Origin of the sequence: Lentzea kristufekii (assembly GCF_033949925.1) — a bacterium.
Lineage (GTDB): Bacteria > Actinomycetota > Actinomycetes > Mycobacteriales > Pseudonocardiaceae > Lentzea > Lentzea kristufekii.
Genome location: NZ_JAXAVV010000015.1, coordinates 144,126 through 168,024 on the forward strand (window position 1 = coordinate 144,126; position 23,899 = coordinate 168,024).

The 23,899-nt window shown below is 69.4% G+C and carries 23 protein-coding genes; 8 read left to right on the forward strand and 15 right to left on the reverse strand.

The genetic code is table 11. The features are described from left to right. Positions 1-12 precede the first annotated feature (12 nt). Together SK571_RS28810 and SK571_RS28815 are read left to right on the forward strand one after the other, a co-directional pair. Complete coding sequence (locus SK571_RS28810) at positions 13-1,005, forward strand: TIGR03842 family LLM class F420-dependent oxidoreductase (RefSeq protein WP_319987211.1); 993 nt, start codon at positions 13-15, stop codon at positions 1,003-1,005. A 71-nt stretch (positions 1,006-1,076) separates the two neighbouring features. Continuing rightward, positions 1,077-3,134: a tetratricopeptide repeat protein gene (locus SK571_RS28815; RefSeq protein ID WP_319987212.1), complete on the forward strand. Its 2,058-nt coding sequence runs from the start codon at positions 1,077-1,079 to the stop codon at positions 3,132-3,134. Here SK571_RS28815 and SK571_RS28820 read toward each other — a convergent pair. From SK571_RS28820 to SK571_RS28860, 9 genes are all read right to left on the reverse strand, one after another. After that, on the reverse strand, positions 3,094-4,044 hold the full coding sequence (locus SK571_RS28820; RefSeq protein ID WP_319987213.1) for an NUDIX hydrolase: 951 nt from the start codon (positions 4,042-4,044) through the stop codon (positions 3,094-3,096). The two genes, SK571_RS28815 and SK571_RS28820, sit on opposite strands and share 41 nt — an antisense overlap. Further along, a complete protein-coding gene (locus SK571_RS28825) occupies positions 4,041-5,153 on the reverse strand; it encodes a glycosyltransferase family 4 protein (RefSeq protein WP_319987214.1) in 1,113 nt (370 codons plus the stop codon). The genes SK571_RS28820 and SK571_RS28825 overlap by 4 nt, the downstream gene beginning before the upstream one ends. Further along, on the reverse strand, positions 5,150-6,052 hold the full coding sequence (locus SK571_RS28830) for a phosphatidylinositol mannoside acyltransferase (RefSeq protein WP_319987215.1): 903 nt from the start codon (positions 6,050-6,052) through the stop codon (positions 5,150-5,152). The genes SK571_RS28825 and SK571_RS28830 overlap by 4 nt, the downstream gene beginning before the upstream one ends. Beyond that, positions 6,049-6,651, reverse strand: coding sequence for a phosphatidylinositol phosphate synthase (pgsA, locus tag SK571_RS28835; RefSeq protein ID WP_319987216.1), 603 nt, complete (start codon positions 6,649-6,651; stop codon positions 6,049-6,051). The genes SK571_RS28830 and pgsA overlap by 4 nt, the downstream gene beginning before the upstream one ends. A 216-nt stretch (positions 6,652-6,867) precedes the next feature. After that, positions 6,868-7,707: a helix-turn-helix domain-containing protein gene (locus SK571_RS28840; protein ID WP_319987217.1), complete on the reverse strand. Its 840-nt coding sequence runs from the start codon at positions 7,705-7,707 to the stop codon at positions 6,868-6,870. 278 nt (positions 7,708-7,985) lie between these two features. Next, positions 7,986-8,165 (reverse strand): hypothetical protein, encoded by a 180-nt coding sequence (locus tag SK571_RS28845; protein ID WP_090066965.1) that lies wholly within the window; start codon positions 8,163-8,165, stop codon positions 7,986-7,988. A 56-nt stretch (positions 8,166-8,221) separates the two neighbouring features. Next, positions 8,222-8,770 carry an HIT family protein gene (locus SK571_RS28850; protein ID WP_319987218.1) on the reverse strand — a complete coding sequence of 183 codons (549 nt, stop codon included), beginning with the start codon at positions 8,768-8,770 and terminating at the stop codon, positions 8,222-8,224. Further along, positions 8,767-10,773: a threonine--tRNA ligase gene (thrS, locus tag SK571_RS28855; protein WP_319987292.1), complete on the reverse strand. Its 2,007-nt coding sequence runs from the start codon at positions 10,771-10,773 to the stop codon at positions 8,767-8,769. Before thrS ends, SK571_RS28850 begins: the two co-directional genes overlap by 4 nt. 78 nt (positions 10,774-10,851) lie before the next feature. Next, positions 10,852-11,343 carry a GNAT family N-acetyltransferase gene (locus SK571_RS28860; RefSeq protein WP_319987219.1) on the reverse strand — a complete coding sequence of 164 codons (492 nt, stop codon included), beginning with the start codon at positions 11,341-11,343 and terminating at the stop codon, positions 10,852-10,854. Positions 11,344-11,483: 140 nt separating this feature from the next. Between SK571_RS28860 and SK571_RS28865 the strand changes: the two genes are divergently transcribed. Then, positions 11,484-11,798: a hypothetical protein gene (locus tag SK571_RS28865; protein ID WP_319987220.1), complete on the forward strand. Its 315-nt coding sequence runs from the start codon at positions 11,484-11,486 to the stop codon at positions 11,796-11,798. Then, positions 11,795-12,325 (forward strand): hypothetical protein, encoded by a 531-nt coding sequence (locus SK571_RS28870; protein WP_319987221.1) that lies wholly within the window; start codon positions 11,795-11,797, stop codon positions 12,323-12,325. Before SK571_RS28865 ends, SK571_RS28870 begins: the two co-directional genes overlap by 4 nt. 413 nt (positions 12,326-12,738) lie before the next feature. On the opposite strand, the gene SK571_RS28875 is transcribed toward SK571_RS28870, so the two are convergent. The 6 genes from SK571_RS28875 to SK571_RS28900 form a co-directional block, all read right to left on the reverse strand. Next, complete coding sequence (locus SK571_RS28875; protein WP_319987222.1) at positions 12,739-14,382, reverse strand: AMP-binding protein; 1,644 nt, start codon at positions 14,380-14,382, stop codon at positions 12,739-12,741. A gap of 182 nt (positions 14,383-14,564) precedes the next feature. Continuing rightward, the gene (locus SK571_RS28880) at positions 14,565-15,263 is read right to left on the reverse strand and encodes a FadR/GntR family transcriptional regulator (RefSeq protein ID WP_406602046.1); all 699 of its coding nucleotides are present in this window, start codon (positions 15,261-15,263) and stop codon (positions 14,565-14,567) included. Between the two features lie 2 nt (positions 15,264-15,265). Continuing rightward, positions 15,266-16,033: a 3-oxoacyl-ACP reductase gene (locus SK571_RS28885; protein WP_319987223.1), complete on the reverse strand. Its 768-nt coding sequence runs from the start codon at positions 16,031-16,033 to the stop codon at positions 15,266-15,268. Positions 16,034-16,089: 56 nt separating this feature from the next. Then, a complete protein-coding gene (locus tag SK571_RS28890; RefSeq protein ID WP_319987224.1) occupies positions 16,090-17,442 on the reverse strand; it encodes an aldehyde dehydrogenase family protein in 1,353 nt (450 codons plus the stop codon). Further along, positions 17,439-18,134, reverse strand: a complete 696-nt coding sequence (locus SK571_RS28895) for a gamma-glutamyl-gamma-aminobutyrate hydrolase family protein (protein ID WP_319987225.1) — start codon at positions 18,132-18,134, stop codon at positions 17,439-17,441. The genes SK571_RS28890 and SK571_RS28895 overlap by 4 nt, the downstream gene beginning before the upstream one ends. Next, complete coding sequence (locus tag SK571_RS28900) at positions 18,121-19,461, reverse strand: glutamine synthetase family protein (RefSeq protein ID WP_319987226.1); 1,341 nt, start codon at positions 19,459-19,461, stop codon at positions 18,121-18,123. Before SK571_RS28900 ends, SK571_RS28895 begins: the two co-directional genes overlap by 14 nt. 111 nt (positions 19,462-19,572) lie before the next feature. Between SK571_RS28900 and eat the strand changes: the two genes are divergently transcribed. The 4 genes from eat to SK571_RS28920 all read left to right on the forward strand — a co-directional run bounded on the left by eat (position 19,573) and on the right by SK571_RS28920 (position 23,796). Further along, positions 19,573-20,997: an ethanolamine permease gene (gene eat / locus SK571_RS28905; RefSeq protein WP_319987227.1), complete on the forward strand. Its 1,425-nt coding sequence runs from the start codon at positions 19,573-19,575 to the stop codon at positions 20,995-20,997. Positions 20,998-21,220: 223 nt separating this feature from the next. Then, the gene (locus tag SK571_RS28910; RefSeq protein ID WP_319987228.1) at positions 21,221-22,033 is read left to right on the forward strand and encodes an IniB N-terminal domain-containing protein; all 813 of its coding nucleotides are present in this window, start codon (positions 21,221-21,223) and stop codon (positions 22,031-22,033) included. A 13-nt stretch (positions 22,034-22,046) separates the two neighbouring features. Continuing rightward, positions 22,047-22,940 (forward strand): NAD-dependent epimerase/dehydratase family protein, encoded by an 894-nt coding sequence (locus SK571_RS28915; RefSeq protein ID WP_319987229.1) that lies wholly within the window; start codon positions 22,047-22,049, stop codon positions 22,938-22,940. Beyond that, complete coding sequence (locus SK571_RS28920) at positions 22,933-23,796, forward strand: 3-hydroxybutyryl-CoA dehydrogenase (protein WP_319987230.1); 864 nt, start codon at positions 22,933-22,935, stop codon at positions 23,794-23,796. Before SK571_RS28915 ends, SK571_RS28920 begins: the two co-directional genes overlap by 8 nt. The last annotated feature ends 103 nt before the right edge of the window (positions 23,797-23,899 follow it).

Sequence of the window (23,899 nt, forward strand, 5' to 3'; positions counted from 1 at the left end):
AGGCGGTCACCCGTGGACTTCGGTGTAGTGCTGCAGACCGACCCGCCGGCGCGGGACGTGGTGGAAGGCCTCCGCGCGGCCGAGGACTGCGGCTTCCGCTACGGCTGGACGTTCGACTCCTGCGTGCTGTGGCAGGAACCGTTCGTCATCTACTCGCAGGTGCTGGCGGCCACCCGCGACCTCGTCGTCGGGCCGATGGTCACCAACCCGTCGACCCGCGACTGGTCGGTGACCGCCTCGCTGTTCGCGACGCTGAACGACATGTTCGGCAACCGCACGGTCTGCGGCATCGGCCGCGGCGACTCGGCCCGCCGCGTGATCGGCCAGAAGCCCGCCACGCTCGCGACACTGGGCGACGCGATGCACGTGATCAAGGAGCTGGCGGAGGGACGGGAGGTCGAGCACCACGGCACACCGGTGCAGATCCCGTGGGTGCGCAACGGAAAGCTCGAGATCTGGATGGCCGCGTACGGTCCGCTCGCGTTGAAGATGGTCGGCGAGCAGGCCGACGGCTTCATCCTGCAGACCGCCGACCCGGACATCGCCCGCTGGACGATCGGGTCGGTCCGCGAGGCCGCGGCGGCCGCCGGACGTGACCCGTCGGCGATCACGATGTGCGTGGCGGCACCGGCCTACGTGGGCACGGACCTCGCCCACCAGCGCGACCAGCTGCGGTGGTTCGGCGGCATGGTGGGCAACCACGTCGCGGACCTCGTGACGCGGTACGGGGATTCGGGCGTCGTGCCCAAGGCCCTGACCGACTACATCAAGGACCGCGAGGGTTACGACTACTCCCACCACGGCAAGGCGGGCAACCGTTCCACCGACTTCGTGCCGGACGCGATCGTGGACCGCTTCTGCCTCGTCGGCCCGGAGTCGGCGCACGTCGAGCGGTTGCAGGAGCTCAAGGAGATCGGTGTCGACAACTTCGCGCTGTACCTGATGCACGACGAGAAGGACAAGACGCGCGACGCGTACGGATCGGCGGTCATCCCAGCTGTGTAGCGGCGTACCGGACGTGCCCGAATCCCGCGGCGGGCACGTCCGGTACGCGTTGCGCGGGGATAATGGTCTTGATGCCTGACGAGCCGCCCACCCAGTCCGTGGAGAACACCGTGTACGGAGACGTGCACGGGATGGTCCTGCAGGTCGGCGCGGTCACCGGCGACTTCCACCACCACCAGCACCCCGGTCCGGCTCGGGCCGCCCTCCCGCTGCGGTGCGGCCTGGTGCCACCCCGCGCGGCCGCGTTCCAGGAGCGGTACGTCGACCTCGAAGCTCCGGTGACGGTGCTGTCCGGACTTCCGGGGGTGGGCAAGAGCCAGCTGGCCGCCGGCCACGCCGAACGGCTGTGGGCCACCGGTGAGGTCGACCTGCTGGTGTGGGTCACGGCGACCTCGCGCGAGTCGATCGTCTCCAGCTTCGCCGACGTGGCCGCGAAACTCCTCGGCGTCAACGACCCCGATCCGGAGCGGGGCGCGCGCACGTTGCTGGAGTGGCTGGCGGGCACGCACGAGCCGTGGCTCGTGGTGCTGGACGATCTGCGCACTCCTGCCGACCTCGACGGGCTGTGGCCGCCGGCCGGTGGCCAGGTCGTGGTGACGACGCTGCGCCGGGACGCCGTGCTGCGCGGGCACGAGCGGCGGCTGGTCACCGTCGAGGCGTTCACCGAGGACGAGGGAATCGCCTATCTGCGTTCGGCGTTGGCCGATCAGCCCGCGTTGCTCGACGACGACGGGCTGGTGCGCGAGCTCGGCGGGTTGCCGGTGGCGCTGGCCCAGGCCGCGGCGAACATGCTGGACCACCACCTGTCGTGCGCGGAGTACCGCGCTCGCCTGCCGGAACGGCTCGATCCGAGTGCGGCGACCTGGTCGCTGGCGGTCGAGCAGGCCGATCGGCTCGCGCGCACCGGGGTGGTGCGGCCCCTGCTCGACGTGGCGAGTGTGCTGGACGCCAACGGGATTCCGGTGGCGGTCTTCACGACGCGGGCGATGCTCGACTTCCTCGGCGTGGACGAGGCCGATGCGCGGGACGGGCTCGGGTGCCTGCACCGGCTGAGTCTCGTCACCTTCAGCGAGGGGTCGGTGTCACGCGAGGTGCGGGTGCACTCGCTCGTGCAGCGCGCCACCCGCGCGGCGTGGTCCGACGAGCGGGCCGGGGTGGTGGTCAGGGCCGCCGCGGACGCGCTGGAGCAGGTGTGGCCGGACGTCGTGACGGATCCGTTGCTGGGTCAGGTGTTGCGGGCCAACGCCGCGGCACTCGCCGATGCGGGTGGCGTTCACCTGTGGCGCCCCGAAGGTCATTTCCTGCTGTTCCTCGCGGGCAGGAGCCTCGGGGCGGCCGGGTACCACGCGGACGCCGTCCGCTACTTCGACGATCTCCAAGCCACCGCCGCCGGGTACCTGGGTCCTGATCACCTCGACACCCTGCTCTGCCGCTTCAACGCCGCCGGGTGGCGCGGCAGCGGAGGCGACGCGGCCGGAGCGGTCGAGGGGCTGCGGGACCTGCTCGCCGACGTGACACGGCTGTTCGGGCCGGACCACGTCGAGACGCTGAGAGTCCGCAACAACCACGCCCACTGGCTCGGCAACTCGGGCGACAGGGCCGGAGCGGTCACAGCGTTCCGGGACCTGTTCTTCGACCAGATGCGGGTGCTCGGCCCGGACCACTCGATGACGTTGACCACCCGCCACAACCTCGCGTTCGCGCAGGCGAAGTCAGGGAACCCCGGCCGCGCGGTGGAGTCGTTCGAGTCGCTGGTGCGGGATCTGGAGCGCACCGCGGGCCCGGACGATCCCCGTGCTCTGGAGGCGCGCTCCGGGCTCGCCGCCGCCCTGGCCGAGGCCGGAGACCTGGACGACGCGGCCGACGAACTGGAGGACCTCCTGGAAGACCAGCTCCGCGTACTGGGCGCGGACCACCCGCGCACGATGTCGACCCGGTGGAGCCTCGCCCAGTGGCGGGGGCTGACCGGTGATCCGGCCGGCGCGGTGGAGGAGTTCGAGGAGCTGCTCGAGCACCAGATCAGGGTGCTCGGTGAGCACCACCCCGACCTCCGCGCGACCCGCGAGAAGCTGGAGCAATGGCGCGAAGTCAGCGAACCGGGCGAGTACGGCCGTCCCAGTCCCGGGTGAGCTCGGGCAGCAGTTCGGCCAGCTGCACCGGGTACACGGTGTCCTCTGTGGACTCCAGCTCCTCGGCGCTCCACCAGCGGTAGCCGGAGATGCTGGTCTCCTCGACGTCGTTGAAGCCCGAGGTGTCGACGGTCAGGTCGCCGTCGACGGAGGCGTGGAAGAACCACTCCTCGGCGTCGAACGTCTCGCCGTCGAAGCTGAACACCGCACGACGGCGCCAGATCGGGCCGGTCAGCTGCTCCGGCGCGAGCTTGAGGCCCGTCTCCTCGAAGGCCTCGCGCACGGCCGCGTCCCGCAGTTCCTCGCCCTTCTCGACACCACCGCCGACGGTGAACCAGAAGAGCTCCTGGGGGCGGCCGGGGTCGAAGCCGTGGAAGAGCAGCACACGGCCTTGGGCGTCCGTGAGGACCACGCGCGCGGACGGCCGGGGCGTGAGCAGCACGGCGTCCGACGGGGCGGGCGGCTCGGCGATCTCGAAGTACGACGGCTGCGGCGCCGTGCCGGCCAGGCGCAGCCAGCGGACGACGCGGCGGCGGCGTAGCAACAACGTGTCGCGCACGGCGTCGTTGTGCACGCGGCGGGCGAGCATGACGCGTTCCTCGGCGTCGGACAGTTCGGCGGCCAGCGCGGCGGGAAGAGCGGACCGGTCCAGGGCGCCCAGCAGGGCGGAGAGTTCGTTCTCGAGGAGTTCGCGGTCGGCGCGGGAGGCGGCCTCGGCCCTGGACGCGGCGGCGGAGAGTTCGGGGTCCAGCAGCGCGCGCACCACGACCGCCCGGCGGGCCAGGGCGGCGTCGACGGCGGCCCAGGCGGCGTCGGTGCGGACGTGCAGGCGGTCGAGGCGGTTCGCGACGCGGAGGATCCATGCGGCAAGCAGCAGGGTCACCAGGACGATGACGAGTGCGGTGGTCATGCCTCGCTCACCCGGCGCGGGTCGGCGGCGATGGCCGTCTCGTAGACGCGCAGCACCTGCGAGGCGACGACGGACCAGTCGAAGGCCTGCACCCGCTGGGAGGCGATGTCGACGTACTCGGCGCGCAGTGCCGAGTCCCGCAGCACCGGGCGCAGCGCGTCGGCCAGCGCGTGCGCGTCGCCCACCGGGAACAGCACGCCCGCCTTGCCGTCGTCCAGCACGCGCCGGAACGCGTCGAGGTCCGAGGCCACGACCGCGGTGCCGGCCGACATGGCCTCGGTCAGGATGATGCCGAACGACTCGCCGCCCGTGTTCGGGGCGACGTAGACGTCCACGGAACGCAGCATCCGGGCCTTGTCCTCGTCGCTGACCTGGCCCAGCAGGTCGACCCGGTCGGAGAAGGGGCCGTCGAACGGGTTCTCGCCGCGGCCCACGACGAGCAGGCGCAGGTCCGGGAACTCGTCGGCGATCAGGCCGAACGCCTCCCACAGGATCTGCATGCCCTTGCGCGGTTCGTCGTAGCGGCCGACGAAACCGAGCGTGCCACCGGCGCGCGGATAGCCGTCCAAAGTGGACGCGGAGGCGAAGAAGTCGACGTCGACGCCGTTCGGGATCTCCACCGCGTCGCCGCCGAGGTGCTCGACCTGCACGCGGCGGGCCAGCGCCGAGACGGCGATGCGGGCGGTGACCTTCTCCAGGAACGGCTGCAGCACGCCCTGGAACGCCGACAGCATCTTGGAGCGCGGCGTCGAGGTGTGGAAGGTGGCGACGATCGGGCCGTCCGCGACCACCAGCGCCAGGAACGACAGCGACGGCGCGGTGGGCTCGTGCAGGTGCAGGACGTCGAACTCGTGCTCATCGATCCAGCGGCGGACCCGCGCGTACGAGACGGGACCGAAGCTGAGACGTGCCACGGAACCGTTGTACGGGATGCCGACCGCGCGGCCGGCGGACGTGACGAACGGCGGCAGCGCCTGGTCGTCGTCGGCGGGCGCGAGGACGTTCACCTCGTGCCCGAGGCCGATCAGGGCGCGCGCGAGATCGACGACGTGCGCCTGCACTCCTCCGGGCACGTCCAAGGAGTACGGGCAGACGATGCCGACCTTCACCGCGAAAGCCTCCGAGCGAGGGCGGCGCGACGCTTCTCGGGCAGGTCGGCGAGCCAGAGCTGCTGCAGCATGTGCCAGTCGGCCGGGTGCGCGGCGATGTCGGCGGCGAACACGTCCGCGACGGCCTGCGTGGCGGCCTGGACGGTGCTGACCTTGATCGGCGGGTGGATGCGGAAGTGCCAGCCGTCCTCGGTGAACCAGCACCCGACCGGCAGCAGCGCGGCGCCCGTCGTCGAGGCCAGGTGCGCCGGCCCCGCGGGCATCAGGGTCTGCTCGCCGAAGAACGTCACGGGCACGCCGGTCGACGTCAGGTCGCGGTCCGCCAGCAGGCACACGACCTTGTTGGCGCGCAGGCGTTCCGCCAGCACCGTCGCGGGTGGACGGTCGCCGCCGTTCAGCGGCAGCACCTCGAAGCCCAGCGTCTCGCGGAACTCCACGAACTTGCGGTACAGCGACTCGGGCTTCAGCCGTTCGGCCACCGTCGTGAACGTGCCGGAGTGGCCGACGAGCCAGACGCCCGCCATGTCCCAGTTGCCGCTGTGCGGCAGGGCGGCGATCGCACCGGTGCCGTTGGCCAGCGCCGCGTCGAGGTTCTCCTGGCCGGACACCTGGAACCGGTGCTTCTCGTGGGCGGCGCGCAGGTCCATCGACGGCAGCCGGAACGCCTCGCACCAGTAGCGCGCGTACGAGCGCAGCGAGTCGCGCACCAGGCCGTCGAGCTCGTCCTCGCCCGCCTGCGGCACGACCCGGCTCAGGTTCCGGCGCAGCTGCTCGACGCTCGCGCCACCGCGACGAGCCGCGTAGTCGGCGCCCGCGCGGAACACCCCGCGCGCCCACGACTCCGGCAGCAGGCGGACCAGCCGCCACCCGGCGGTGTACCCGAGGGTCGCGAGGTTCACGCGGCCTCCCGCGCCGACTTCGCGACCGCGAAGATCCGCTGCAGCACCGTCGCGACCGTCATCGCCGCGAGCAGCCACAGCGAGACGGCCATCAGGTGCGGCACGCCCAGCCCCTGCACCCCGGCGCCGATCAGCGCGATGATGAACCGCTCGGCCCGCTCGGCGAGCCCGCCGTCGGCGGAGAGCCCGGTCGCGTCGGCGCGCGCCTTGACGTACGAGATGACCTGCGAGGCCACCAGGCAGATGAACCCGGCCGCGGCCGTCCACCGGTCGCCGGTGTCGAACGCGTACCAGGTGAGCGCCGCGAACAACGCCCCGTCCGCGATGCGGTCACAGGTGGCGTCGAGCACGGCACCGAACTTCGTGGGCCCCTGCGCGCGGGCCATGGCACCGTCGATCAGGTCGAGCAGCACGAAGAACGCCACCAGCGCGCAGCCCAGGAACAGCTGACCGCTGGGGATGAACCACAGCGCGCTCGCGACGGCGCCGATCGTGCCGACGACGGTCACGGCGTTGGGCGTGAGGCCACGCGCCAGCAGCCACGCCCCGATCGGATCGGTGACGCGCGAGACGGACGCGCGAGCGAAGATGTTCAGCATGGCAGGTCGAAGCCTAGCTGGACTGGTGAAACGCACCGCTCGCGGGTGAGGACGAGACCCCCGCCCTTCGCCGCGAACACGGGAGGCGGGCCGACGAGCGCCGCCGTCACAGCGACAGCACCCGTGAACAACCCGCCTGACCCCCTCGTGGAAATCCTTCCGGCCGGAGACCGTCCAGCCGGAATCGTCCGGCGAGAAATCTCCAGCCGAGCCGGCCTAGCCGAGCCGGCGGTGGTCCTCCGCGATGCGCTTCAGCAATCCCTGCAACTCCTCCCCTCGCACCGCCAGCCGTTCGAGCCGCCCGAACAACGCGAGGTACTCGCGCACGTCCAGCGGGTCGGTGATGGTGGCGTTGCCGGTCAGCACGCTGACCGTGACGACGCGCTCGTCGTAGATGTGGAAACCGTGCAAAGCGACCACGTTCGCGTCCGCGGACCACGGCACGACGCCGAGCCGGACGTTCGGTCGGCGCTGGATCGCGGCCAGGTGCTCCACCTGTTCCGCCATCAGCTCCGCCGAGCCCATCCGCCAGCGCAGCGCGCTTTCGGAGAGCACGAACACGAACTGCTTCGCCAGGTCGTCCATCCGGGAACGGCGGGTGCGCAGGGCGGCCACCGCGGCCTCCTGTTCCGAATGCGGCATCGTCCCCAGCACGATCCGCAGGTAGGACTCGGACTGCAGCAGCGAGGGCACCAGGTTGACCTGGAAGAACCTCGATGTCGCCGCCCGCGCCTCCACACGGCTGATCGTCTGCTGGTGGCGGTGCGCTCCTCGGTGCAGCACGACGCGGCGGGTTTCCGCCTCCGCGTGCAGCGACCTGGCGAGTTCGACCAGTTCGATGCGCGTCTCTCTCGCGGCGGCCAGTTCCGCCACGAGACGCTCCACATCCGTCACGGACGGGAGCAGCATGCCGTTCTCGATCTTCGACAGCTTGGACTGGCTCATCCCGGTGGCACGGGCGGTGGCCGTGCCGGTCATCTTCGCCTCGGTGCGCAACCGGCGTAGTTCACGCGAAAGCCGCTCTCTCGCTAATCGCGAACGCTCAGGTGCGGTCATGTTCGCACCGTAACCATTCGCACACGGTGAGACGATCGGCCATAGGCGGGGACTTGACTCGCAGTTGACACCTCCAGGTGGGTGATCTCACCTACCTGGAATCGCTTTGTGCTGGTGTTACGTCTCGATCGACTGGAGAAAAACACCCGAAAGTTGTAACCGAAACCTATTCCGTTGCGCGTGGAAACAGCTTCGATTGTCCAGTGCGGACAACATGAGTGGTTTTTGTCACTCTTTTGTCCAAGAATTAGTACGGCTTTCAATCACGGACACGCTGACTAAACGCCCCGTTTAGCCCGCAATACCGCGCGAACACCAAGGCCGATGCCGCCGAAAATCAGTACGAACGCGATGAGCCCGAGGCCCGGAGCGTCGTCGTACTGGGCGTACATGAGCGCGCTGACGCCGAGCGCGACCAGCAGGACGCAGCCCACCAGAGGCAGCAACAGTCGAGGCATAGATCGACTATCGCGCGTGATCTATCGAAAGTCAACAGATAAGCACCGCGAAACGATCAGTCGACTGCCTTCCAGCCGTCCGCCAGCAGCTGACGGGTCTCCCCCAGCAGCTGCGGGAGCACCTTGGTGTGCCCGATGACCGGCATGAAGTTCGCGTCCCCGCCCCACCGCGGCACCACGTGCTGGTGCAGGTGGGCGGCGATCCCGGCCCCGGCGACGACGCCCTGGTTCATGCCGATGTTGAACCCGTGCGGCGCCGCCACGTGCCGCGCGACCGTCATGGCCTTCTGCGTGAACGCGGCGAGCTCGGCGGTCTCCGTGACCGTCAGCTCCGAGTAGTCCGCCACGTGCCGGTACGGCAGCACCATCAGGTGACCGGGGTTGTACGGGTACAGGTTCAGCAACGCGAAGACCTCGGCCCCGCGCGCGATGATCAGACCGTCCTCGTCGGACAGTTCCACCACGCGGCAGAACGGGCAGCCCGCGGGCTCATCGCCCTCGGCCTTGCCCGCGCCCTGCACGTACGACAGGCGGTGCGGGGTCCACAGACGCTGCAACGCGTCGTGGACCCCCACACCGGCCTGCTCGGAGAACTCAGGCGTCACGAGAGCAGTTCCGCCGTGGGCGACGCGTTCTCGCGACGGCCGACCCACTCGACGATCTGCTCGACCGCCCGCTCCACCGGCACGCCGTTGATCTGCGTGCCGTCGCGGAACCGGAACGACACCGCGTTCGCCTCCACGTCCTTGGCACCGGCCAGGAGCATGAACGGCACCTTCTGCATGGTGTGGTTGCGGATCTTCTTCTGCATGCGGTCGTCCGAGGCGTCCACGTCGACCCGGATGCCGGCCTTGCGCAGCACGTCGCGCACCGCGAACAGGTGGTCGGCGTTCTCGGACGTCACCGGGATGCCCATGACCTGCACCGGCGCGAGCCACGCCGGGAACGCGCCCGCGTAGTGCTCGGTCAGCACGCCGAAGAAGCGCTCGACCGAGCCGAACAGCGCGCGGTGGATCATGACCGGGCGCTGGCGCGAGCCGTCCGGGCCGGTGTACTCCAGTTCGAACTTCTCGGGCAGCATGAAGTCGAGCTGGATGGTCGACATCTGCCAGGTGCGGCCGAGCGCGTCCCGCGCCTGCACGGAGATCTTCGGGCCGTAGAACGCGGCGCCACCGGGGTCGGGCACGAGCTCGAGACCGGACTCCTCGGCGACCGAGGCGAGCGTCGCGGTCGCCTCCTCCCAGATGTCGTCCGGGCCGACGAACTTCTCCGGGTTCTTGGTCGAAAGCTCCAGGTAGAAGTCGTCCAGACCGTAGTCGCGCAGCAGGTCCAGCACGAAGTTCAGCAGCGACTTCAGCTCGTCGCGGACCTGGTCGCGCGAGCAGAAGATGTGCGCGTCGTCCTGCGTCATGCCGCGCACCCTGGTCAGGCCGTGCACCACGCCGGACTTCTCGTAGCGGTAGACCGAGCCGAACTCGAACATGCGCAGCGGCAGCTCGCGGTAGGACCGGCCGCGCGCCTTGAAGATCAGGTCGTGGAACGGGCAGTTCATCGGCTTGAGGTAGTAGTCCTGGCCGGGCTTGCGAACCGTGCCGTCCTCGTTGAACTCGGCGTCGAGGTGCATCGCCGGGTACATGCCGTCCTTGTACCAGTCCAGGTGACCGGAGACCTCGAACAGCTTGCCCTTGGTGATGTGCGGCGAGTAGACGAACTCGTAGCCCGCCTCGGTGTGGCGCTGGCGGGAGTAATCCTCCATCGCCTTGCGGATGATGCCGCCCTTGGGGTGGAACACCACGAGGCCGGAGCCGATCTCGTCCGGGAACGAGAACAGGTCGAGCTCGACACCGAGCTTGCGGTGGTCGCGGCGCTCGGCCTCGGCCAGGCGTTCCAGGTAGAGGTCCTGGGCCTCCTGCGACTCCCACGCGGTGCCGTAGATGCGCTGAAGCTGCGGGTTGTTCTCGTTGCCGCGCCAGTACGCGGCGGCCACGCGGGTCAGCTTGAACGCCGGGATGTGCTTGGTGGTCGGCACGTGCGGACCGCGGCACAGGTCGCCCCAGACCTGCTCACCGGAGCGCGGGTCGAGGTTGTCGTAGATCGTCAGCTCGCCGCCGCCGACCTCCATGATCTCGCTGGTGTCGACGTCGCTCTTGATGTCGACGAGCTCCAGCTTGAACGGCTCGGACGCCAGCTCGGCCTTGGCGGAGTCGATCGACTCGACGACGCGGCGCGAGAACCGCTGCGAGGACTTGATGATCTGCTTCATGCGCTTCTCGAGCGCCTGCAGGTCCTCGGGCGTGAAGGGCTTCTCGACCTGGAAGTCGTAGTAGAAGCCGTCCTTCACGGGCGGGCCGATGCCGAGCTTGGCCTCGGGGAACTGCTGCTGCACGGCCTGCGCCAGCACGTGCGCGGCGGAGTGGCGGATGACGCTGCGGCCGTCCTCGGTGTCCGCGGCGACGGCCTCGACCTCGACGTCGACCTGCGGGGTCCACGACAGGTCGCGCAGGTGGCCCTCGGCGTCCTTCACGACGACGATCGCGTCGGAGCCCTTGCCCGGCAGACCGGCTTCGCGCACGGCCGTGCCCGCCGTCGTCCCAGCCGGAACCACCACGCGCGGCGGGTTCTGGGCGACTGCTGGGCGCGACTCGGACACGGTGACTCCTACGTTCGATGTAATGGGGTGTTCGGATCAGATGTTATCGGTGCTCAAGACGGACATGACGATCGCGTCGTGGAAGACGCCGTCCCAGAGCAGGGCGTCCCTCAACCGGCCCTCCTCGCGGAAGCCGAGCTTCTCGTAGACGTGGATGGCCCGCTCGTTGAAGTCGTACACCTCCAGATCGACCCGGTGCAGCCCGCGCTCATGAAACGCGTGGTCGAGGACGTGCTTGATCGCGATCGAGCCGTACCCCTTGCCGAAGCCGTCCCACAACGCGATCCGCATGCCCGCCGAGCGGTTGTGCGGATTGATGGTGAGAACGACCTCGCCGAGGAACTTCCCGTCCTCGGTGATCGCGCGGGTGTAGCGGTCCGGATCGTTCAGCGTCCGCTCGATGTACGCCTCGTAATCCTCCAGCGTGAACGTCGCGTGAGTACCGGTCAGCCGGTTGACCTCGTCGTCGTTCGGCCGGGTCGCGGCCATCTCGGCGGCGAACTCCTTGCGCAGGGGTACGAGTTCCATGCACCGATTGAAGCCGGTGCGCGCAAGCGGATTCCGGCCGCGATACCTACGTACGCGCTTCTGAGTGGTTTTTCGGATGCGGCCGAGCACCCGGGACGAGCACGCTGTTGTCTCCCGGCCCGCCGAATGGAGCATCGATCATGTCCGACCTGGTCGTCGAATGCCCGGTCCGCCTCACCGAGTCCAACCGGGACGAACTGCGCCTGCTCTACGCCGATCTGCGCGACCACTACGCCCGCCGCGACGCCCGCAACGGCACCCGCACGACGTTGCACTTCCTGTGGACCGGCGTCCTGGACGACGAGCTATTCGGCGCGACCTACGCCGACCAGCGGCACGTTTTCGCTGGTTCCAGGCCTGTCATGAACTCGCTGCGCGATCCTGAAGGACTTCAGGAAACGAACAGGTGGCTGTCAGCCCCAGCTCAGCAGAACGGCGCATCGTTGAGGACATGAGCGAGCAGGGACAGACGCCTCCACCGCGGGAGCCGTCCAAGAACGAGCCGCAGGCCAGCCGGCCCGCACCGGACCAGGCAACGACCCCGCTGCCGGCCGACGCACCGGCCACGCCTGGTCAGCACCCGACCGCCGAACTGCCGGCCCAGCAGCCCGCCACGCCGGCGGCAGAGCAACCCGCACCGGCCGCGGCTGAGCAACCCGCACCGGCCGCGGCCACGGCAGCGGAAGCACCGCCTCCCCCTCCGGTGGCGCCGCCTGTGGCCGCCGTGCCCACGGGCCCTGGCCGGGGACGGCGTTTCGTACGCCACCGCGCCACGCAGCTGGTCGCCGTGGGCCTGCTGGGTCTCGTCCTCGGCGGCGGCATCGTGGGAGCGGTCGCCTCCGAGCGCTCCGACCACCGCGGCGGTCCGGGCAAGGTGCGGATGCACGAGCGCGGAGAGCGCGGGCCCGACCGCGGCGGAGACCGCTTCGACCAGCGCGGCCCCTTCGGTGAGGGCCGGTCCGGCGACCGCTTCGAGCGGTGACCGACCGAGCGCACGCCCAGCGAACAACCGATTCCCCGACGGCGCTGGGCGTGCGCTCCCCAAAACCAGGAACGCGCGCCCCCGCCGGATTAGTCCCCTCGTTCTGCGGTGGCGTGCGTTCCGCCCACATGCCTAGTAGCGTGTCGCAGCTATCTCTTCGATTAGTGACGAGCGGGAGGGACGCCGGCAGGTGGCCGGGCTTCGATCATGAAGATCGCGCTCTCATGGCTGTCACCTGCACGGTTGGCGGTGCTTGAGGTGATCAGCAAACGATTGCGCCGGCAGTTTTCTGCCGCCAACTCGGCGGCAAATGTGCGTGAGAGCGCGACCATCCGGGGCTTTCGGTAACGAGCGACCACACCGCGCAGCCCTCTGCCCTGCTCAACGGAGCACAACTTAGCCGCGACGCTCTACTAGTGGGGCTGCGGCCCGAGCCTGATCGCCAGCAGCTGACGCCGCAGCACCTTCCCGGTCGCGTTGCGCGGCAGCTGCGGCACCACGACGACCTCGCGCGGGACCTTGTGCCGCGCGAGCCGGGTGCGCACGAACTCGCGCAGCTCCCGCACGTCGATCCGCGCCCCGGCGACCGGCACCACGAACGCGCGCAACCGTTGCCCGTACTCGGGATCCGGCACGCCGAGCACCGCCGCGTCCCGTACGCGGTAGTGCGTCATCAGCAGGTTCTCGACCTCGACCGGGTACACGTTCTCGCCGCCGGAGACGATCATGTCGTCCTCGCGGCCGTCGAAGTACAGCCGGCCGCTGGGGTCGAAGTGGCCGAGGTCGCCGGTCGCGACGAGCCCGTCGATGGACTCCTTCTGCGTGCCGTCCGTGTACAGGTCGACGGTCAGCGAGCCGCGCACGTAGATCTTGCCCGTCACGAACGACCGCGTGATTCGGTTGCCCTCGGCGTCGTAGATGCGCACGACGCAGTTGTGCGGTGGCAGGCCGACGCTGGACGGCGCGGCCGCGAGGTCATCGGGGGTGGCGACCGTGGCGACGGCGACTTCCGTTGAGCCGTAGAGGTTGTAGAGCACCGGACCCAGCACGGCCTGGGTGCGTTCGACGAGGTCCGGTGTGATCGGCGCGCCTGAGGAGAACACGACCTTCAGGTGTGAGAGGTCGTACGAGTCGATCACGTGCCGTTCGAGTTCCATGATCCGCTGCAACATCGTCGGCACGAGGACGAGCGTCGTGCAGCGCTGGCCCTGCACCGACCAGAGCGTCTTGCGCGGGTCGAAACGGCGGTGCAGCACCGCGCGCGAACCCAGCGACATCGCGAGTGTCAGGTGCGAGTAGCCGACGGAGTGGAAGATCGGCGCGGCGATGAAGGTCGACTCGCCCGAGGTCATCGGGATGCGGTCGAGGAAGTCCGACGCGGTGAGCACCGACTTGATCTCGCGAGCGGTGCCCTTGGGCGTCCCGGTCGTGCCGGACGTCAGCTGGATCACGACGCCCGGTTCGCGCGGCGGTTCGAGCTCGCCGCGCGGTGCCTTGGCCACCAGCTGGTCCAGGGTCGGTGTGCGACGGTCCAGTCCGTCCCGCGACCACGCGAGCCAGCGCGGGATCGACGGGGGCAGCTGGTGGAACAGCGGCGTGAACTCCTCGTCGTGAATGACGAGGGACGCGCGTTCACGTTGCAGGAGGTCCAGGACGACCGGGGCGCCGAACCCGGTGTTGACCAGGAGCACGCGCACACCGAGTTTCGCGCACGCCAGCAGCGACTCGACCATGCCGCGGTGGTTGCGGCACATCACCGCGACGATGTGGGTGTGCTGCACGCCCAGGGCGCGCAAGCCCTGCGCGATGGCGTTGGAACGCCTGTCGAGCTGGCGGTAGGTGACGGATCCTCGTTCGTCGACGACGGCGATGCCGTCCGGGTTCAGCCGGACGGAACGGCGCAGCGCCGTGACGTTCGGCCCCCAGACCTTGACCTCTTGCAGGGCCTGCATGGACATCTTGAAGTTCGTGAGACTCACCATGCCCGCGGCGGACAAGACGCGGAGTGAGTGCACCCGGCCCATGGCGTCGCGAAACACCTTGCGCAACCCTGGCATCAACAGCTCCTCGCGCTGCAAGTCCCCGAGGTGTTCGGACGGTAACTGTCCGCAAGGCTCACGCCAAGGGTTGTTCCATGCGGAATGTGCATGACAACACGACATTCTACCCTGCAAACGTTTACAGCGGCCTGCTTTCCCAACCGTGACCATCCCCACCGGCTCCGGAGGGGTCTGACCGCTCAGACCAGGAAGCCGCGCAGCAACGACGCCGTGCCGTCGAGGTGTTCGGCCATGGCCTGCCGCGCGGCGACGGGGTCTCCGTCCAAAATGGAGGTGATGACGCGCTCGTGCTGGGCGTTGGAGTGCGCGAGGTTCGGTTCGAGCAGCGGGATGTGGTCCAGCAGCTCGTTGGCGCGCATCCGCGACTCGGCGACGGCGGCGGTCAGCGCGGCCGATCCGGTGGCCTCGGCGATCGCCAGGTGCAGCCGCGAGTCCTTGCGGCGGTATTCCGCGAGCGTCGAGGTGGAAGCCTCTTCCAGACGGGCGCGCAGCCCTCGTCGTTCGGCAGGGCCCAGCGACCGTCCCGCCGCCGTCTCGGCCGCGCCGGTCTCCAGCACCTTCCGCAGCGTCAGCACGTCGTGGAGGTCGCCGAAGTCCCTGGCGGGGGCGGACTTCGGCAGCACGTCGTTGACGAACGTGCCGCCGTACCGCCCCCTTCGGGACTCGACGTAATGGTTCTCCTGCAACGACCTGATGGCCTCGCGCACGGTCACCCGGCTCACGCCGAGCCGGGTGGCCAGTTCCCGTTCGGACGGCAGCCGCTCACCCGGCGCGACGACGCCGAGCCGGATGGACTGCATGAGCCGTTCGACGGTCTCCTCGAAGGCGTTGCCCGCCCGCACCGGGCGGAACAACGCCTCCTGCGCGTGTTCCACCACGACTAGAGCGGTGTCACGTACGCGCCGGCGATGCCGCCGTCCACGAGGAAGTTCGACGCCGTCATGAACGACGAGTCGTCGGACGCCAGGAACGCGACGGCCGCGGCGATCTCCTCGGGTTCGGCGAACCGACCGAGCGGTACGTGCACGAGGCGCCGCGCGGCCCGCTCCGGGTCCTTCGCGAACAGCTCCTGCAGCAGCGGAGTGTTGACCGGGCCGGGCGACAGGGCGTTGACGCGGATGCCCTCGCGCGCGAACTGCACACCGAGTTCGCGCGACATCGCCAGCACGCCGCCCTTCGACGCCGTGTAGGAGATCTGCGACGTCGCCGCGCCCATCGTCGCCACGAACGACGCGGTGTTGATGATCGAACCCTTGCCGCCTGCCTGCATGTGCGGGATGGCGTACTTGCAACACAAATAAACCGACGTGAGGTTCACCTTCTGGACGCGCTCCCACGCCTCGATGCCCGTGGTGAGGATCGAGTCGTCGTCGGGTGGGGAAATACCGGCGTTGTTGAACGCGATGTCCAGCTTGCCGTAAGTGTCCACAGTGGTCTGGAAGAGCGCTTTGACCTGTTCCTCGTCGGTCACGTCGACCTGGACGAACAGCCCGCCCGCCTCGTCCGCGGCGGCCTTGCCGGTGGCCGGGTCGAGATCGGCGACGACGACCTTCGCGCCCTCGCTCGCGAACCTGCGCACGGTCGCGAGTCCGATCCCGCTGCCGCCACCCGTCACGACGGCCACGCGGCCCTCGAGTCGCTGCACCATCTCTTGTTCTCCTCAGGTTGCCAGAATCAGTTGGACCGGAATCAGTCGGACCGGAATCAGGTAGCGATGAAGACGTTCTTGAGCTCGGTGAAGGCGTCGAGCGCGTCCGGGCCGAGCTCGCGGCCGAGCCCGGACTGCTTCACGCCGCCGAACGGCGTCCAGTAGCGGACGGACGAATGCGAGTTCACCGAGAGGTTCCCGGCCTCGACGGCGCGGGACACCCTGATCGCGCGGCCGACGTCGTTCGTCCAGATCGACCCGGACAGGCCGTACTCCGAGTCGTTCGCGATCCGGATCGCGTCGGCCTCGTCGGTGAACGGCAGCACGACGACGACCGGCCCGAAGATCTCCTCGGTGACCGCGGGGTGGTCGTAGGCGGGCGTGAGCACCGTCGGCGGGAACCAGAAACCGGGTCCGTCCGGCGCGCTGCCCCGGAACGCGACGGAGGCGTCGTCTGGGACGTAAGACGCGACCTTGCTCAGGTGCGACGCGCTGATGAGCGGCCCCATCTCGGTCGCCTCGTCGCCGGGTTCGCCGACCTTCACGCCCTGGACCGCGGGCTCCAGCAGTTCCATGAACCTGTCGTAGACGCTGGCCTGCACGAGGATGCGCGAACGGGCGCAGCAGTCCTGCCCCGCGTTGTCGAACACCCCGTACGGCGCCGTGGCGGCCGCCTTCTCCAGGTCGGAGTCCGCGAAGACGATGTTCGCCGACTTGCCGCCCAGTTCCAGCGTCACCCGCTTCACCTGGTTCGCGCAGCCCGCCATGATCTGCTTGCCGACCTCGGTCGAGCCGGTGAAGACGACCTTGCGCACCAACGGATGCGTGACGAACCGGTTACCGACGACGCTGCCCTTGCCCGGCAGCACCTGGAACACGCCCTCCGGCAGGCCCGCCTCCAGCGCGAGCTCGCCGAGGCGGATCGCGGTCAGGGGCGTGACCTCGGCGGGCTTGAGCACGACCGTGTTGCCGGCGGCCAGCGCGGGCGCGAACCCCCAGCCCGCGATGGGCATCGGGAAGTTCCAGGGGACGATCACGCCGACGACGCCGAGCGGTTCGTGGAACGTGACGTCGAGCCCGCCCGCGACCGGGATCTGCTTGCCGAACAGGCGTTCCGGGGCGGCCGAGTAGTACTGCAGCACGTCGCGGACGTTGCCGGCCTCCCACCGCGCGTTGCCGATGGTGTGGCCGGAGTTCTCGACCTCCAGCCGCGCCAGCTCCTCGACGTGCGCGTCGACGACCTCCGCGAACTTCCGCAGCAGCCTCGCGCGATCACCGGGGGCGACGTTGCGCCAGCTCTCGAACGCCTTCTGCGCCCGGCCGATCGCCGCGTCCGTGTCACCGAGGGTGGTGTGCGGCACGGACCGCACGATCTTCTCGGTGGCGGGGTTGATGACGTCAAAGGTCACGACGCTTTGCTCCTTGCGGCATCCACGAGAGCTTCGAAAAGCCTCAGGTCTTCGATGTCCTGCTCCGGGTGCGACTGCACGCCGACGACGAACCGCGCGCCTTCCAGCTCAACGGCTTCGACGGTCCCGTCGGGCGCCTTCGCGGTGACGCGCAGCCCGTCCGCCACGCGGTCGAGCGACTGGTGGTGATGGCACTGCACGGTCGTCTCCGGGCCGATGATCGTGTAGAGGTGCGTGTCCCGCACGACCTCGATCTCGGTGGTCCCGAACACGCCGGGCGCCTCGTTGTGGCCCTCGACGTGCTGGTGCAGCGTGCCGCCCAGCGCCACGTTGAGCACCTGCATGCCCCGGCACACGCCGAGCACCGGCAGGTCGAGCTTCAGCGCGGCCTCGACGAGCGCGAACTCGGCGTCGTCGCGCGCCCGGCTCGGTTCGCCGGTCTTCTCGTGCCTCTCGGCGCCGTAGGCGGCGGGGTCGATGTCGGCGCCGCCCGCGATCACCAGGCCGTCCAGGAACCCGATGGTCTCGGCGTTCCAGGTGCCGACCGGTGGCAGCATGACGGGGTTGCCCCCGGCCTCGACCACGCAGTCGAGGTAACCGCGGTAGAGCACCGCGGCCTCCACGTCCCACAGCCCGAAGCGCGTGCGCTCCAGGTACGTGCTGATGCCGATGAGCGGCTTACAGGCGCTCAAAACCGCGCACCTTCTCCCAGTCCGTGACCGCCGCCTCGAACGCGGTCAGCTCGACCTTGGCCGCGTTCAGGTAGTGGTCGACGACGTCCTCGCCGAACGCCTCGCGCGCGATCGTGCTGCCCGCCAGCAGTTCCGCCGACTCCTTGAGCGTCGTCGGCACCGTCGGCCGGTCGGACGCGTAGGCGTTGCCCACGAACTCGTCCTCCAGCTCCAGCTTCTGCTCGACGCCGTGCAGGCCGGCCGCGATGAGCGCCGCCACCGCGAGGTACGGGTTCACGTCACCGCCGGGAACCCGGTTCTCGAACCGCAACCCGTGGCCGTGGCCGACGACCCGCAGCGCGCACGTGCGGTTGTCGCGTCCCCACGCCACCGCGGTCGGCGCGAACGAGCCCTTCACGAAACGCTTGTAGGAGTTGATGTTCGGGGCGAGGAAGTAGGTGAGCTCCCGCAGCCCGGCCAGCTGGCCCGCGAGGAAGTGCTTCATCAGCGGGGACATCCCGTGGCCCTCGGCGAAGACCGGCTCACCGTCCTTGGAGCGCAGGGAAAGGTGAATGTGGCAGGAGTTGCCCTCGCGTTCGTTGTACTTCGCCATGAACGTGAGCGCTTTGCCCTGCTGGGACGCGATCTCCTTGGAACCGTTCTTGTAGATCGCGTGCTGGTCGCACGTGCGCAGCGCCGTCGTGTACTTGAACGCGATCTCGTGCTGACCGGGGTTGCACTCGCCCTTGGCCGACTCGACGACCATGCCGGCGCCCGTCATGCCGTTGCGGATGGCCCGCAGCAACGGTTCCACGCGCGCGGTGCCGAGCAACGAGTAGTCGACGTTGTACTGGTTGGACGGCGTGAGGTCGCGGTAGCCGGCGTTCCACGCCTGCTCGTAGGAGTCGTCGAAGAGGATGAACTCCAGCTCGGTGCCGACGTAGCAGTCCAGGCCGAGCGCGTCGAGCCGGTCGAGCTGCTTGCGCAGGACCTGCCGCGGCGACGCGACGACGGGGTCGCCGTTCTCCCAGACGACGTCGCACATGACGAGGGCGGTGCCCTCCTGCCACGGCACGCGCCGGAGCGTCCCGATGTCCGGCTTCATCACGAAGTCGCCGTACCCGCGCTCCCAGCTCGACATCTCGAACCCGCTGACCGGGTTCATCTCGACGTCGACGGCGAGCAGGTAGTTGCAGCCCTCCGCGGAGTGCCCGAGAACCTCGTCGAGGAAGTACCGCGCCGCGCACCGCTTGCCCTGCAGGCGGCCCTGCATGTCCACGATCGCGACCAGGACGGTGTCGATCTCACCGGCGTCCACGGCATCGCGCAACTCCTCGACGGTCAGCATCTCCGCGTTCCTCCAAAGGTATGTCTGCGAGCCATTGGCCGCACCATCTTGACACCACCGGGTGACTGGCGCCACCCTCAACCACCGCTTAAAGGACTATTAGGAGTCCATATGGCCAAGCACGTCGAGTACGAGAAGGTGAGCAGCGACTACCTGGAGCACCGACAGCTCAAAAGAGGCGCGGCGGGGTGGGTCCTGCTGGCCGGGCTGGGAGTCTCGTACGTGATCTCCGGCGACTTCGCCGGGTGGAACTTCGGCCTCGCCCAGGGCGGCTGGGGCGGGATGCTGGTCGCCACGATCCTGATGGCGACGATGTACACGTGCATGGTGTTCGGTCTCGCCGAACTGGCCTCAGCGCTCCCTGTGGCGGGCGCGGGCTACGGTTTCGCGAGGCGCGCGCTCGGCCCGTTGGGCGGGTACGCCACAGGTATCGCCATTCTCATCGAGTACGCCATCGCTCCCGCGGCGATCTCGGTGTTCATCGGCGACTACGTCAAGGCGCTCGGTCTGCTGGACGCCACCTGGCCGGTGTACCTGGCGTGCTACATCGTGTTCGTCGGCATCCACCTCTACGGCGTCGGCGAGGCGCTGCGGGTGATGTTCGTGATCACCGGTGTCGCGGTCGTGGCCCTGGTCGCGTTCGTGGCGGGCATGATCCCGAAGTTCGACTCCGCGAAGCTGTTCGACATCGGTGACGGCTCGTTCCTGCCGATGGGCGTGACAGGGGCGTGGGGCGCGATCGTGTTCGCAATCTGGTTCTTCCTCGCGGTGGAGGGCGTGCCGCTGGCCGCCGAGGAAGCGCGGGATCCCAAGCGGGACATGCCTCGCGGCATCATCGGCGCGATGGTGGTGCTGCTGGTGTTCGCGGCGGCGATCCTGCTCGTCGCGCCCGGCGGTGCGGGCTCGAAGGTGCTGGAGGCGTCCGGAAACCCGTTGCCCGAGGCGGTGCGCGCGGCCTACGGCGGCGACACGTTCCTGGCGCAGCTGGTCAACTACGTCGGCCTCGCGGGTCTGGTCGCGTCGTTCTTCTCGATCATCTACGCGTACTCGCGGCAGCTGTTCGCGTTGTCGCGCGCGGGATACCTGCCGCGCTGGCTGTCGAAGACCGGCAAGCGCAAGACGCCGTACCTCGCCCTGATCGTGCCCGGCACCATCGGGTTCGTGCTGGCGACGGTGATGAAGTCGGTCGACCCGGTGACGGGTGGCGCACGGCTCATCAACATCGCGGTGTTCGGCGCGGCCCTGTCCTACGTGCTGATGATGGTGTCGCACATCGTTCTGCGAAAGACGGCACCGGACCTGCCTCGCCCGTACCGGACTCCTGGTGGTGTGGTGACCACGAGCGTGGCGCTGGTTCTGGCCGTCGCAGCCGTTATCGCGACGTTCTTCGTGGACGAGATCGCTGCTGCTGTGACAGCGGGAATCGTGTTGATCGCTGTCGCCTACTACTGGTTCTACAGTCGCCATCACCTGGTCGCGAACGCTCCGGAGGAGGAGTTCGCGGCGATCGCGAAGGCGGAGGCCGAGCTCGACTGAGCGAGCGAGCACCGAACGGCGGCACGGGCCTCGTCGGCCGTGCCGCCGTTCGCCGTCTGCGAGGCCCCTAACGAGGCGCGGCATCCCCCTAACGGGTGACCTTCGGCCCCTAAGGAGTTCGGCCGCCCGAAGTACGGGGATCACACCCGATGCCAGGGGATGTTGATCTCAATACGGTTCCTGGTGACATCCCCCGACCCGCCGTAGGAGCTCCACTTCCATGATGCAGCAGGACATTCAGCCGGCCACCCCGCAGCAGCCCGTTCAGCCCGCCGCGCCCGAGGCGACCGCTCCGGCCACCCCTGTGGCCGTGCCGCAGGAGGCCCAGCCGGCCACGCTGCAGGAGTTCGCCCTGAGCCTCCTGAACGACCCGGCGGCCCTGTCTGCGTTCGACCTCGACCCCGAAGGCGTCCTCAGCTCCTGCGGTCTGAGCGACATCACCCCCGGTGACGTCCAGGAGATCCTCCCGCTGGTGCTCGACGCCGCCTCGATCGCGGACGTCGACGGTCTCTCGTCCTACAACGCCCTCCCGGGCCTCGCGAACCTCGACGCCGCCAACGGCTTCGCCGGCGACCTGTCCGGCCACTGCGACGTGTCGGGCACCCTCGACGGCGTCACCGGCGTCGTCCCCGGCGTCGGCGACGTGGCCGGCCTGGGCGGCGTCGCGGACCTCGGCAACATCACCGACCTGTCCGGTGTCACGGGTCTCGCCGGCACCGGCGACGTCCTCGGCACGGTGACCGGGGTGGCGGACGTCGACGGCGTCCTCGGCACCGTCACCGGCGTGACCGACGTCGTCTCCGTCGACGGCGTGCCCGGCGTGCTCGGCGCCGTCACCACCGACGTCACGACCGTCACCGACGTCGTCCACGAGGTCGTCCCGGACGTCGCGCCGGTCAGCGGCGTGCACGACACCGTCCACGGCGCCGTCGACGGCACCGTCGGCAACGTGCTCGGTGGCGACGTGCTCGGCGGGGTCACCGACCTCGACCTGCTCGACGGCGTCGGCGGCCTGACCGAAGGCCTCGGCCTCTGATCTGATTGCCCGGGTGAGCAGACGAGCGTTGATCCTCGGCGGCACGGGCCTCATCGGCCGTGCCGCCGCTCGGCGTCTGCGGGCGTCGGGCTGGACCGTGGACGCGGTCGGCAGCGAGGTGGACCGTTCCGACCCCCGCGCGCTGGCTTCCGCGATGGGCGACGGTGCCGACCTGCTGGTCGACTGCCTCTGCTACTCCGCCGCGGACGCGAGGACGTTGCTCCCGCCGGCGCGCAAGGCCCGGTCGGTCGTGATGATCTCGGCCAAGGCGGTCTACGCGGACTCTCTCGGGCGCCACGTCAACTCGGACGAGCCTCCCCGCTTCGACGGCCCGGTCACCGAGGACCAGCCGACGCTCGCGCCGCTCGACTCGGACCCGTTCACCCGCGAGGGGTACGGGCCGAACAAGGTGGCGGCGGAGCGGACGCTGCTCGACAGCGGTCTGCCGGTCACCGTGCTGCGACCGTCCAAAGTGCACGGTCCCGGCAACAGGCGACCACCGGAGTCCTACTTCGTCGACCGGATCCTCGCCGGACACCGGATCGTCCTGCTCGCGTCGCGCGGCGAGGGCGTCGACCACCCGACCGCCGCCGCGAACCTGGCCGCGCTGATCGAGACCGCTGGGGAGCACCCCGGCGCGCGTGTGCTGAACGCCGCCGACCCGGACGCCCCGAACGGCCTGCAGATCTCCCGGATCATCGCGGGCTCGCTCGGGCACCGCTGGCACGAGATCCTGCTGGACCACGACGAGGCGGGCCGCCACCCGTGGCGCCGGGGCTTCGTCCTGGACACCTCGGCGGCACTCGCACTCGGCTACCGCCCGGTAGGCGACTACGCCCTCACCGTGCAGGAGACGCTCCGCGACCTCGTTTCGAGCAGCTCGTGGCAGGATCGGTCACGTGAGTGACATTCAACGTGTGGGAGTCGTCGGTTCCGGCCTCATGGGCTCCGGAATCGCCGAAGTGAGCGCCCGCGCCGGCCTCGACGTCATCGTCGTCGAAGTCAACGCGGCCGCGACCGAGGCAGCGCAGGGGCGGATCGCCACCTCGCTCGCCAGGGGCGTCAAGTCCGGCAAGCTCAGCGAGGAGGACCGGGACGCCGCTCTGCAGCGCATCCGGTTCACCACCGACATCGGCGAGTTCGCCGACCGGCAGTTCGTGGTCGAGGCAGTCGCCGAGAACGAGCAGATCAAAACCGACGTCTTCACCGCGCTCGACAAGGTCGTGAAGGACGACGACGCCATCTTCGCGTCCAACACGTCGTCCATCCCGATCATGAAGCTCGGCATGGCCACCGGTCGCCCGGAGCAGGTCATCGGCGTGCACTTCTTCAACCCGGTGCCGGTGCTCAAGCTCGTGGAGATCGTGCCGTCACTGCTGACCGGCGCCGCCACGCAGGACCGCGCGGAGCAGTTCGTGCGCGAGACCCTGCACAAGGAGGTCATCCGCTCCCAGGACCGCGCCGGCTTCGTGGTCAACGCGCTGCTGATCCCCTACCTGCTCTCGTCGATCCGCATGCTGGAGTCCGGCTTCGCCTCGGCCGACGACATCGACAACGGCATGGTGCTCGGCTGCGCGCACCCGATGGGCCCGCTGCGCCTCACCGACCTGATCGGCCTCGACACCACGAAGGCCATCGCCGAGTCGATGTACGACGAGTTCAAGGAGCCGCTGTACTCGCCGCCGCCGTTGCTGCTGCGCATGGTGGACGCGGGCCTGCTGGGCAAGAAGTCGGGCCGCGGTTTCCACAACTACGCCAAGTGATCTGACGCGAAGGCCCGCTCCCACGAGCGGGCCTTCTGCTCGTATTGATCACATGCCTGGGGTGAGGAACGACTACGACCGGCTGGCCGACCAGCACGTCCGG